Source organism: Varibaculum sp. (genome assembly GCF_008661855.1).
GTDB classification, from domain to species: domain Bacteria; phylum Actinomycetota; class Actinomycetes; order Actinomycetales; family Actinomycetaceae; genus Varibaculum; species Varibaculum timonense_A.
This window is the reverse complement of record NZ_RPZY01000023.1, coordinates 107,559-119,678: the sequence shown is the minus strand read 5'-3', so window position 1 is coordinate 119,678 and position 12,120 is coordinate 107,559. Positions and strand designations below refer to the sequence as shown.

The window sequence follows — 12,120 nt, the reverse complement described above, 5'->3', positions numbered from 1 at the left end:
TAAATGGTTTTCACCCTAGAAAATGGCGCATAGCGCCCGAATATAGGAGGAACAGTGAGCGAACGGAACCGGGCATTAACTGCCGAAACCTTGTTAGAGCTACGTAAAGAGTTTGCGGCAGACCCACGCGGAAAACTGATGCAAAATGCTGTAACCAGCACCGATATTGATCAAGTGGCACAAAATCACCAGGTAGTTGCGTTCGCTGACCGTTCCATGTCTCACAAGCTAGATGCGTGGCCGGTCGCTAATCAAAAGAAATCGGGACGCTGCTGGCTGTTCGCCGGTCTAAACCTGCTGCGTTCGTCGATGATTAAACGCCTAAACGTAGAAAATTTTGAGTTCTCGCAGACGTACCTGTTCTATTGGGACAAACTAGAAAAAGCTAACTACTTCCTAGAATCCCAAATCGCCCTCGCAGATCGCGACCTGGATGACCGTACAGTGGCTCACCTGCTGTCTGACCCGATTGGGGACGGTGGCCAGTGGAATATGTTTGTGGCGCTAGTCGACAAATACGGGGTAGTGCCCAAGTGGGCAATGCCGGAAACTGAATCCTCCTCGAACTCGAAAAACATGGATCGGATTTTGGAGCGTTACTTGCGGGAGGGCGCCCTCGCGGTGCGGAAAGCCGCGCACAACCAGCCGGAAACTGTCGGGGAGGTAAAGGCGGGACTGCTCAAAGGAGTCCACCGGATTCTTAATATCCACCTGGGGACTCCTCCGGAAAAGTTTGTTTGGCAATATAACGATAAAGACAACAAGTTCGAGCGGCTGGGAGAAGTTACCCCGCAAGAGTTTGCCGATAAATATATCGTCAATGACCTGCGTAACTATGTGTGTTTGGTGAATGATCCGCGCGAAGCCAATCCCTATGGGAAGACCTATACCGTCGATCGCCTGGGCAATGTGCTGGGCGCTGACCCGGTACGATACCTGAACGTCCCCATCCAGGTAATGAAAGATTGCGCGGCTACGGTATTGCAGGCCGGAAAACCGGTGTGGTTCGGTTGTGACACCGAGCAGCAGGCAGATAGGGAACTGTCACTGTGGGATAAGAATCTCTATGACTATGGCGCGGTTTATGGAGTGGATTTTGGGATGGACAAGGAAGAACGTTTGCTCTCCCATGAATCTCTAATGACTCACGCCATGTTGTTTGTAGGGGTGGACATGCTGGATGGGGCTCCGCGCCGCTGGCGGGTGGAAAACTCTTGGGGCTGTGAAGATCGCGCCGACCAGGGATTCTATACTATGAATGATTCCTGGTTTGACGAATACGTATTTGAAATCGCGGTTCACCGTGACCGTCTGCCTGAAGAATATCGCGCGGTCCTCGATTCTGAGGAAGCACCGATAGTGTTGCCCGCCTGGGATCCGATGGGGTCGCTCGCTTAAAGCCCGGTCGGCATAATAATCCCGCCGTAAGGGGCGAGAATAAACAGGGCTATGGACAGGGAAAACAGGGCAATACAGTCAAGCCACCAGGAGCGTACTGCACACCAGGCTTTGGGGGAACGGTCTAGCAGCCGGTAAACCCCTAAGCTCAGCAGCATTAGGGCGAAAACTTGACAAGCAAATACGGGGTGCCCGATATATCCGAGGGTAACGGTGCAGATAATCCCGATCATCACTAATGCGGTGCACCCGCGTCTCCAAAGCCGATTATTCGACAACCCCATAACGGTAGTTTAACGGGCTTGGTGGGGTTTTGTGATTACCCAGCCCCGCTCCGCAAGTCGGCGTTATGCGCATTTTAAGAGGGAGAGGGGGGCAGGGCGTGCCGGTAAAAGCTGAAGGGGCGGAAGTAACCATTTTCACCGCCTCGTAAATTAACTACTAACTGCTAAAACAGTAGGCTAGGGAATATGTTCAAGTCTTATCGGGAGATTTTTTCCTACCCTGGCGCTCTTAGATTTTCGCTCGCTGGAGCGGTAGCGCGTTTCCCGATGGCGATGGCCGGGCTGTCCACCCTGCTAATGATTTCCACCCTCTACGGGGAATATTCACTGGCCGGACAGGTCAATGCTTTAGTGGTTATCGCGATGGCGGCGGCATCCCCAATTCAGGCTCGGCTAGTGGATCGTTACGGGCAAGCCAAAGTTTTACGCCCTCTGGTTGCCTGTTCCCTGGTTTTACTGTTGGCTTTGATGCTCTCGGCGTTATTTCATGCTCCGCGCTGGACGCTCTACCTATTTGCCCTGTTATCGGGGGCTACTACCGGCTCTTTCGGGGCATTTGTGAGGGCGCGCTGGACGCATTTGCTCGCGGGGTCGCGTAAGTTAAATACGGCTTATGCTTTCGAGGCTGCTGTTGATGAACTGATTTTTATTTTCGGCCCGATTATCGCCACGGTGCTAGCCACCGTGGTTCACCCCGCGGCGGGGATTGTGGCTTGTTTGCTTACTTCCGGTATTGGTGGGTTCTGGTTTTTATCGCAGCGCGCTACTGAACCAGTGGTGACCGCTAAATCTGATTTAAGCGACCAGGACGCTAAACCGTTGATGAAATCGGCAGCCATGGTGATTTTGGGGCTGATTTTTATGCTCTGCGGTTTTACTTTCGGTGGTCTGGATTTGACGGTGGTCGCGTTTTGTCGCGAGCAAGGGGTAGCCCAGATTTCAGGGCTACTGCTGGCCATGTTTGGGGTGACTTCTTTTAGTTCTGCGGTGATCTATGGGGCTAAAGAGTGGGGGATTAGCGCCTTGCGCTTGTTCTTGGGGGGAATCACCTTAATGGCAATTGGTTTTTCTACTTTCTTTTTCGCCTTCAATCCCTGGATTTTGGGGTTGTGTTTAGCTTTAACCGGTGCGACTTATGCACCCACCATGACTAACGCCACCAATATTTTGTCTCAGGTGGTTCCTCCTGCTCGTTTCACCGAGGGGATGGCGTGGCTAAATACTTTCTTCACTTTAGGTATTTCTGGTGGTGCGTGGCTTGGTGGTTCCGTAGTGGATGTAGCGGGCGCTCGCGGTGGGCTGTGGCTGGTGATTGCAGCAGCTTGGGCGATTCTTGCCGTGGTGTTGATTGGTTTTATGCCTTTGCGTAATTCGCTGCGCCGCGCCTACAAACGCCGTCTAGTAGCGGTTGATTTACATATGACCGAAGAATCTTCGCCCACCCAGAACAGCTAAATGTCTTTGCGTGATAACGCATAAGTTTGCTTTGCTCAACACCCCGACCCTCGGAGTCAAAACGACACTCGCGGAACAAACAATCTAGACCTCTGCGAGGAAAATCTAGCTGCTGCGCCATGCCTACAAACGCCTTTATAAAACCAGTGCAAAGGAAAAGTCGGCTAAAAAACCGGAGGATTGCGGGTAGGCTGGCAGGGTAACGAAAGCGAGGTAGCGTGACTGGTGACGGTGACGTTAGGCAATAAAGGAAACCGTGGTGAGTGGAGTAGGTAGCCGGCGGCGGGCGGCGGAACTTTTCGTGCAGCAATGGGCAGGTCACGGCTACGAAAAGGGCGAAACCCACAGTTTTTGGCTTTCCTTGCTGCAAGACGTGTTGGGGATGCGCGAGGTTTCCACCAAGTGTCGCTTCGAGCAGCGCACGCGGGCGGGCGGATTTATTGATGTGGTGATTCCCTCGGCACGCACCATTGTGGAACAAAAATCTTCCGGAGTGAACCTAGATCGGGGTGAGCTGCGTCAAAGGCAAATGGTTACCCCGTTCCAGCAGGCTAAACGCTATGCGGATGCCCTGCCGAATCGGCAACGCCCAGATTTTATTATTGTTTGCAACTTCGAGTGTTTCCGTCTTCATGACCTCAACAAGGATGACCCTGCCGGTGACTATATCGAGTTTTCGTTAACGGAACTGCCCGAACAGTCGTATCTGCTCGATTTTTTGATTGACCCGGCATATTCGCGCACGGAAAAGGAACGCCAAGTCTCAATCCGTGCCGGACAGCTGATTGGCAAGCTGCATCGCGGCCTATTAGAGCAATACCAAGACCCAGATTCTGCCTGGTCGCAGCACTGCCTAAATGTGCTTTGTGTGCGGCTAGTGTTCTGTCTTTTTGCCGAGGACGCGGGGCTATTTGGTAAGGACGCGCTGCTGCGTTACCTGCGGGGTTTTACCGCTTCCCAAACCCGGGGAGCGTTGCAACGCCTGTTCAAAGTGCTAGATACCCCACTTGAACAGCGAGATCCCTATCTGGAGGAAGAACTGGCGGTTTTCCCCTATGTGAATGGGGGACTGTTCCGCGATTCTGCTGCTGGAACTGGTGTTGCTACGAGATTTGATGATGGAGAGGACGCACTGGCAGGGGCTAGTGCCGGGGACGGGGCTACGGTTTTTCGTTCCTCGTTGGCGGGAGAGACCGGGCGAGCTTTAGAGATTCCGAACTTTACCGAGGAGTTGTGCGACCTTTTACTTAACGAGGTTTCGCAAGGAACTGACTGGTCACAGATTTCTCCCACTGTGTTTGGGGGCGTGTTTGAGTCGACTTTGAACCCGGAAACTCGCCGCAGTGGAGGAATGCACTACACCAGCCCGGAAAATATCCATCGGGTGATTGATCCACTGTTCCTTGACGTCCTAAAGAATGAGCTAGAGGGGATTCTTTCTGATCCGGGGATTTCCGATAGGTCGCGGCGGGCGAAACTGCGGGCTTTCCAAAACCGTTTAGCCAGTTTTACCTGGCTGGATAGCGCTTGCGGATCTGGAAACTTCCTGACCGAAACCTATATCGAGGTGCGCCGCCTGGAAAACCAGGTAATCGCGGAGCTAGAGCGAGGACAACAAGCTTGGGAATTCGAGCAAGAGGGCGCCGCGACTAACCAGATAAAAGTGAATCTGGGACAGTTCTACGGGATTGAAATCAATGATTTTGCGGTCGCGGTGGCGCGCACTGCGCTGTGGATTGCCGAGCTGCAGGCTAATGGGGAAACGGCGGCGATTTTGCAGCGGGAAGTAGCGGATTTACCACTGCAAGATGAATCCAATATTGTGCTGGCGAATGCGATCCGCATGGACTGGGAGCAGCTGCTTCCTGCCGAGAAGTGCTCGTTTTTAATCAGCAACCCGCCGTTTATTGGCTACTCCAATCACTCCCCGGAGCAAAAGCAAGATCGGGCGGACTTATTTGGTAAGCGGGGGGGGGTACTGGATTATGTAGCCTGCTGGTATCAGAAAGCTGCCGACTATATGCGCGGCACCCAGATTCGGGCGGCTTTCGTGTCTACCAACAGTATTTGCCAAGGACAGCAGGTTACCCCGCTTTGGCGACCGCTGTTTGAGGACGGGATTCGCATTAACTTTGCCCACCGCAGTTTCGTTTGGGGGAACGAAGCGGAGAATCAAGCCCATGTGCATGTGGTGATTATTGGATTTTCTTATCAGGATGAGCATCCGAAATATCTTTTTGAGCATCCTAAAGAGGGGGAGTCTCGCCGCTACCAGGTAGAACATATTAACGGCTATTTGACTGCTGCCCCAGATGTGTTTGTAGACAAGCAGATGAAACCGCTTTCTGATGTGCCGTACATGGCAAAGGGCTTCCAGCCTACTGACGGACAAAATCTATTGCTTTCCGCCCAGCAGCGTGACGAGCTGCTCGCCAAAGAACCAGCAGCCGAAAAATGGATTCGCCCCTTCTCTATGGGGGCAGAATTTATAAAAGGCATCGACCGCTATTGCCTCTGGTTACCGCAGATTACCGGGGCGGAACTGAAAAAAGTGCCGGAAGTGCGCAAACATATTGAGGCTTGCCGAGCCTGGCGTGAGCAGCAAACCCCGACAGGCGACGCCTATAAGCTGGCAGATCGTCCGCACCTGTTGCGTCCCTGCGGAAAATTCCGGGACGGAACTTATCTTGGGTTCCCAGTGGTTTCCTCTGAACGCCGCAAGTATGTACCTATTGGGTTCGTTGATAACGGTATGATCCCCGGCAATCAGTTTTATTTCGTGCCAACTGGAAGTAAATATCATTTCGGTGTCCTCACCTCCCAGTTCCATAACGCCTGGATGCGGGCAGTTGCCGGGCGGTTAAAGAGCGACTATCGCTATACGAACACCTTGGTTTATAACACCTTTATTTGGCCTGACCCCACCGCGGAGCAAAAGCGAGCAATTGAGGAGGCCGCCGCCCTCGTCCTCGAAAAGCGGAAAGCCTATGCCCCGGCTACCTTGGCGGAGCTTTATGACCCGGATAATGATTTCCTCTATCCCGAGTTAGCCCGGGCGCACGCCCAGCTAGATCGGGCAGTGGAGGCCGCCTACGGGGTGGACTTTGCCGGTGATGAAACCAAAATCACCGCCCATCTGTTCACCCTTTACCAAGCCGGCACCACTCCCTGACCGGGGTAAACCACAAATTTGGCGGAGAAGCTGCTAGCTGCTGATAACCCTGGCTTGCAAGCAGCGCCTCCCTATCGCAACTTATTGTTGTATCTACACTGAAAAAACTATAAAGTTTCAGTGTGAACGCAACAAGTGCTGGTGTGGATTATCAAGATAGAATCTTGGCCTGTATTGACGCACGAAAAGGCGTAATTACGGCGTCTCAGTGCAGGGAGCAAGGTGTCCCCACTGTTTACCTGACGCGGATGGTCAGGGAGGGACGTCTAATTCGTTTGGCGCGGGGGCTGTACGGGCGCCCGGAGGGCGAGTATGACGAGCTCTTTATTCTTCAGCATAGGTTTAAGAAAACCGTTTTTTCTTACGAAACTGCCCTCTTTTTGCTGGGGCAGACAGATAAGATTCCAGATGTCATCGAGATTACGGTAGAAAACAGCTATAAGATAAATAATCCACCCCGATGGCTTTCTATAAACTACGTGAGCCCAGATATTTTCAAAATGGGCATTACTTGCGTCTCCACCAGCTGTGGCAATCCAGTTAAAATCTATGGCTATGAGCGGATAGTATGCGATTTTATCGCTCATAAAAAGAATATGGATCCGGAAACTTACGTTAAAACAATCCAGGGTTACGCGAAATATCGAAACAAAGATATTCATCTTTTGTGGAAGATAGCGCGCGCGATGCGGATAGAGAACCGGGTAAGAGACATCATGGAGATTGTGCATGAATAGAGCCAAAGTTATCGCGCTTTGTCACAAAGTAGCAGAAAATACGGGATTGAATTTTAATACTGTGTTGCTATATTACTTCCTGGAAAATCTTCTTTTGAGGATTAAAAATCCCTGCATAAATGTTGCAATATGCGACACATATACTTATCTTGATGGTAAAGGTAAGGAAGGGGAGTGGCAGTAGTGAAAACCGCAAGTGTGAATGTTCGTATTCAGGAAAATGTGAAGGCTAAGGCCGAAGAAATCTTGGACACTATGGGGGTTTCTCGCGGGACCGCGATTGATATGTTTTATCGGCAAATCATCATGCACAATGGGATTCCTTTTCCCGTAACTATCCCCAGTGAGCTTCCCTCTCGTGACGCTTTGGATGAAAGACGGTTTAACGCCCTCATGAGCACGGGGTACTCCCAAGCGTTATCGGGAGACTCCTTCGGAATGGATGAAGTATTCGACGAATTGGGCAAAAATCTTTAATGGAGCAGTATGTAATCCGCGTTACCGTCCAAGCGCGACAACACCTGAGGCTTATCAGAGACTATATTGCGGTAGACCTGCGAGAGCCTGAAATCGCGAAAAAACTATTGGAACTGTTGCAAAAAGAAATATCCACGCTGTCATACATGCCCTATCGGGTGAAACTAATCGAAGAGAAGCCTTGGCGTGATATGGGTTTCCGTAAAATTCGAGTTAAAAACTATTACATTTACTTCTGGGTCAATGATGACACTAAGGAAGTCAATATTATTGCCGTAATTTATGTCAGACGCGACCAAGCCGAGCAGTTAGAATCGCATATTTGGCGAAGCTCGTGAGCTTGGCTATCTGCGCCAACTCTAACAAGACGCTAGTTCGCTCAAATATGTAAAGCAGTTTTACATATCGAAAAAACGTGTAAAAAAATCGCGAGATTTTTTACACGTTCCCCAATTGGGGGCTTCAAGTTGCAACTACCCGGAATAAAATCCTAAAAATCAGTGTGAATGCAGCAGTCGCCGCTAGCTGCCGCGGGCGGAGCTTATCTAGGTGCTGAAACTAAACAAGGTGCTAGCAAGATCGCTACTGCCTGTTTGCCTACAATCCATTTGAAGTGTACGACACCACCGCTGTTGCTGTTCCTATGCTTGTCAACTAATATTTCATCTTGTCAGACAAATTTTATAGTTGGAAGCAAGGTAGCTTCCTTAAGAAAAGAGATAACTATGAGTCAGAAATTCATAGTCGGTGCATATGCCTCCATGCCGGATACAAATAAACAAGATGAGTACTATCGCTTACTTGGACAACTTGATTGGGTAAACGGAATTGAAATTCCTTATCCTGGTGATCTTGCCGATAATGCTACTTGGCTGGCAGAGCGACTGTGTCCTCAATGGGATTCGAACACAATCACCGCGATTCCCGGCACGATGCAGAATCTTGGAAAAAATCCTTTATTCGGTCTCGCCTGTGCGGATGAAGAAGGACGCGGCCTCGCTATTGCCCAGGCTAAGCAAATTTCCGAGGTAGCCAGAGAGCTTTCCGATTATTTAGGGCATGTCGCAGTGAGTAAGGTGCAAGTGCATTCCGCACCTACCCGTCTAGCAGATGCAAGCGCTTTTCGCACATCCCTTGAAGAACTAAAAGAACTGGACTGGGGCGGAGCAACGATCGTGGTGGAGCACTGTGACCGTTTCATTAAGGAGCAGCCACCCGAAAAAGGTTTTTTATCGCTTAAGGAAGAAATCGAGATTTGCCGAACCCTGGGACTCAAAATTCACATTAACTGGGGTCGATCTGCCGTAGAAGGTAGAAGTGCCGCAACTCCTTACGAGCACATTCTAGAAGCCGGACAGTCTGGAGTACTTGCGGGAGTATTTTTCTCAGGTGCCGGTTCTCAAGAATGTGCTTACGGGTATGCCTGGATTGATGGTCACCTTCCTTCACAACCGGATGAACCCAGCTCACTCATGAGTGAAGAAGAAATTTCTAGATGTTCAAAGGCTGCAATACGAGGGGGAGCGAAGTACCTAGGGGCAAAGATCTGTGTGCCTAAGGATGCACCTCTTGAACAGCGCATCCGTATGCTTAAAACGATTTACAACGCTACCCGATAAGAAGAGAGGCGAGACCGCCCCGGTTGCTGGAATTAGTGTTTGACCGGCAGTGGTGGAAGGGAGCGTACCACCAGCAAATAATATCGTCTCCATAGGGATTGTCTTTCTTAATGGACGGTTTTGAAAGAGTTGTCAGCTTGGCAATAATTTAGCGAATGTAACCGCGGTTGCCCACCAATCTGAATCCTTGAAAGGTTTCCCGATGCTCACTTGTCCTGAACCTGCCGAAAATCCAGTGCTCTGGCCGTGGGGAACCCGGCGAGAAGAGGACGGACAGTTATCTTTTGCCGGACAAAAAATAACTGACCTGGCGCAAAATTTCGCCACCCCCTCCTACCTGTTTGACCTGGATGATTTCGCTGCCCGCGCCGAAACCATTTCCAGCGCAATGGCGGAAGAGTTCTGGGAAGGCTACGGGTTTTCCGGTGCCAGCGTCAACTATGCGGGCAAAGCCTTCCTGTGCACCGCTTTAGGGGAAGCCATCACCAGGGCGGGTATGGGGATAGATACCGCCAGCCTGGGGGAACTTTCGGTAGCACTCCATCCGGCGATGGGAGCTGACCCTAAGAAAATCGGGCTACACGGCAACAATAAATCCCTCGAATCTTTGCGCTTGGCGCTGCGCCGCGGTATTGGGCGGATCATCGTAGATTCCCTGGGCGAAATCGACCTATTACAGTCTCTTTGCGAAAGCGAAAACACCACCGCTCCGGTGATGGTGCGGGTAACCACTGGGGTGCACGCCGGGGGACATAGCTTTATCGCCACTGCCCACGAGGACCAAAAATTCGGCCTCTCCCTGGCCTCAGGAGCCGCCCTCCAGGCAGTCAAAAAGATTATTGCTGCCCCAAATTTAAAGCTAGTGGGGCTGCATTCCCATATCGGCTCCCAAATCAAAGATTTAGCATCTTTCCAAGTAGCAGCCGACCGGTTGCTGGCATTCCGCGCCCAGGTGCAAAAACTAGGGGAAGCTGTCCCTGAAGTTGACCTGGGCGGGGGGCTAGCTATCTCCTATCAGGGCGAGGACGTGCCCAGCGCCAGTGAATATGCGCGCTCCCTGGCGGCCTCGGTAAAGAAAGCCTGCGAGCAGGCAGGCACCGACATTCCCCATATTTCGATTGAACCGGGGCGCTGGCTAGCCGGTCCGGTATGCGTCAGCCTGTACCAGGTGGGAACGGTCAAGGATGTGCAGCTAGAGGACGGGAGTATCCGCAAATACGTGAGCGTAGACGGGGGTATGAGCGACAATATTCGCCCCGCCCTCTACGATGCCGGATATGTGGCGACCCTAGCTTCGCGCCTTTCTGATGCCCCCGCTGCTAGCTGCCGCATCGTGGGAATGCATTGCGAATCTGGAGACATTTTAGTTCCCGAAATTGCCCTCCCCGCTGATATTCACGCGGGTGATTTACTGGTAATTCCGGCTACCGGCGCCTATGGGCGGGCAATGGCCTCGAACTATAATATGGTTCCCCGTCCCGGGGTAGTCGGGCTGAGTCGTAAAGCGGCTCCGCGCTATATCGTTGCCCGAGAAACCGTGGATGACCTACTGCGACTTGATACCGGAATTCCCGGTTTATCTCAGTGATAAATCTTCGGAGCGCTCGAATACCAATAACCGTTAGAGTAGAAAACCCCGGCGGGTAAAAACCCTGCCGAAAGTGCTGAAAAGAGGGTGAATATGAAGCAAGCGGTAAAAATAGCGGTCCTTGGGTGCGGAACTGTGGGGGCGCAAGTAGTGCGTTTACTGCAAGAACGCGCCGCTGATTATCAAGCTAGATGCGGAGCCAGCCTAGAGATTATCGGTATTTGTGTACATAATCTGGCGGCTCCGCGCCCCGATTTTATTAGCCGCGACCTGCTTACCGACCAGGCGGAACCCTTGATTGACCAGGCAGACCTGGTAATCGAGCTAATCGGGGGGATTGAGCCAGCGCGCACCTACATTACCCGCGCCCTCGAAGCTGGAAAATCTGTGGTCACCGGGAATAAAGCCCTCCTCGCCCAACACGGTCCGGAACTGTTCGACCTCTCCCGCGAGCGTGAAGCCGACCTTTATTATGAGGCCGCAGTTGCTGGCGCCATTCCGGTGGTTTATGGCCTGCGTGAATCTTTAGCGGGAGACCGTGTCCAAGTGGTGCAAGGCATCGTTAATGGCACCACCAACTACATGCTTGACCAGATGGAAAAGAAAGGCTGGTCATTCGAGCAAGCGCTTACTACTGCCCAAGAACTCGGATATGCCGAAGCGGATCCGACCGCCGATATTGATGGCTTAGATGCTGCCGCCAAATGCGCCCTACTTGCGCAGCTGGCTTTCCACACCCGGGTTTCCCTAGATCAGGTAGCGGTGAAAGGGATTCGTAGTATTACCGCGGACGATATTGCCGACGCCAAAGAATCGGGGCGCACCATTAAACTGCTGGCGATTGCCCAGCTGGCGCAAGATGAACAAGGACGCGAATGTGTATCCTGCCGGGTAGAGCCGGTATTGGTGAAACCAGAAAATCCGCTCGCGAGCATTGCGGGAGCCTTTAACGCGATTGTGATTGATGCCGAGGCCGCGGGCAGACTAATGTTCTACGGTCAAGGTGCTGGCGGGGTACAGACCGCTTCCGCCGTGCTTTCCGATGTGGTGGCCGCCGCGTTCCACCTGGTATCCGGGGGGAGCGCCCCGCGTGAATCCGCGTATGCAGATTTGCCGCAAATGCCGGCCGAACAAGTGAGTTCCAAGTACAGTATCCGGCTGCAAGTCGAGGATGTAACCGGGGTATTAGCCGAGGTAGCAGGAATTTTTGCTCGTCGCGGCATCTCTATAGAACAGGTGCGCCAGCGCAGTGACGCTAAATCCGGGAAAGCGATTGTTTCTTTGTCAAGTGACTGGGCTAGTGCGGGAGACATAGACTTGACGGTGAAAGATTTGGAAGCCGCCGAGCCGGTGAGCCGAGTAATTCAAGTAATCAGTATGGAGGGCTAGC

At 52.0% G+C, this 12,120-nt stretch carries 10 protein-coding genes; 9 read left to right on the top strand and 1 reads right to left on the bottom strand.

The features are described 5' to 3' along the window. Nucleotides 1-54 precede the first annotated feature (54 nt). The gene (locus tag QZT94_RS02550; protein WP_296760657.1) at nucleotides 55-1,398 is read left to right on the top strand and encodes a C1 family peptidase; all 1,344 of its coding nucleotides are present in this window, start codon (nucleotides 55-57) and stop codon (nucleotides 1,396-1,398) included. Here the strand turns inward: QZT94_RS02550 and QZT94_RS02545 are convergent. Then, nucleotides 1,395-1,634: a hypothetical protein gene (locus QZT94_RS02545; RefSeq protein WP_296760658.1), complete on the bottom strand. Its 240-nt coding sequence runs from the start codon at nucleotides 1,632-1,634 to the stop codon at nucleotides 1,395-1,397. The genes QZT94_RS02550 and QZT94_RS02545 overlap by 4 nt on opposite strands. 234 nt (nucleotides 1,635-1,868) lie before the next feature. Here QZT94_RS02545 and QZT94_RS02540 point away from each other — a divergent pair, with 234 nt between their 5' ends. From QZT94_RS02540 to QZT94_RS02505, 8 genes are all read left to right on the top strand, one after another. Further along, entirely contained in the window at nucleotides 1,869-3,137 is a 1,269-nt protein-coding gene (locus tag QZT94_RS02540) for an MFS transporter (RefSeq protein WP_296760660.1), read from the top strand. A 259-nt stretch (nucleotides 3,138-3,396) separates the two neighbouring features. After that, on the top strand, nucleotides 3,397-6,309 hold the full coding sequence (locus QZT94_RS02535; RefSeq protein ID WP_296760661.1) for a DNA methyltransferase: 2,913 nt from the start codon (nucleotides 3,397-3,399) through the stop codon (nucleotides 6,307-6,309). A 122-nt stretch (nucleotides 6,310-6,431) separates the two neighbouring features. After that, entirely contained in the window at nucleotides 6,432-7,046 is a 615-nt protein-coding gene (locus tag QZT94_RS02530) for a type IV toxin-antitoxin system AbiEi family antitoxin domain-containing protein (RefSeq protein WP_278620027.1), read from the top strand. A 174-nt stretch (nucleotides 7,047-7,220) separates the two neighbouring features. Then, on the top strand, nucleotides 7,221-7,523 hold the full coding sequence (locus QZT94_RS02525; RefSeq protein WP_278620028.1) for a type II toxin-antitoxin system RelB/DinJ family antitoxin: 303 nt from the start codon (nucleotides 7,221-7,223) through the stop codon (nucleotides 7,521-7,523). After that, nucleotides 7,523-7,861: a type II toxin-antitoxin system RelE/ParE family toxin gene (locus QZT94_RS02520; protein WP_278620029.1), complete on the top strand. Its 339-nt coding sequence runs from the start codon at nucleotides 7,523-7,525 to the stop codon at nucleotides 7,859-7,861. The genes QZT94_RS02525 and QZT94_RS02520 overlap by 1 nt, the downstream gene beginning before the upstream one ends. A 387-nt stretch (nucleotides 7,862-8,248) precedes the next feature. Next, nucleotides 8,249-9,142 (top strand): DUF4862 family protein, encoded by an 894-nt coding sequence (locus tag QZT94_RS02515; protein ID WP_296760666.1) that lies wholly within the window; start codon nucleotides 8,249-8,251, stop codon nucleotides 9,140-9,142. A 202-nt stretch (nucleotides 9,143-9,344) separates the two neighbouring features. Beyond that, on the top strand, nucleotides 9,345-10,730 hold the full coding sequence (gene lysA, locus QZT94_RS02510; RefSeq protein WP_296760667.1) for a diaminopimelate decarboxylase: 1,386 nt from the start codon (nucleotides 9,345-9,347) through the stop codon (nucleotides 10,728-10,730). 93 nt (nucleotides 10,731-10,823) lie between these two features. After that, nucleotides 10,824-12,119 (top strand): homoserine dehydrogenase, encoded by a 1,296-nt coding sequence (locus tag QZT94_RS02505; protein WP_296760669.1) that lies wholly within the window; start codon nucleotides 10,824-10,826, stop codon nucleotides 12,117-12,119. Nucleotide 12,120: the final 1 nt, after the last annotated feature.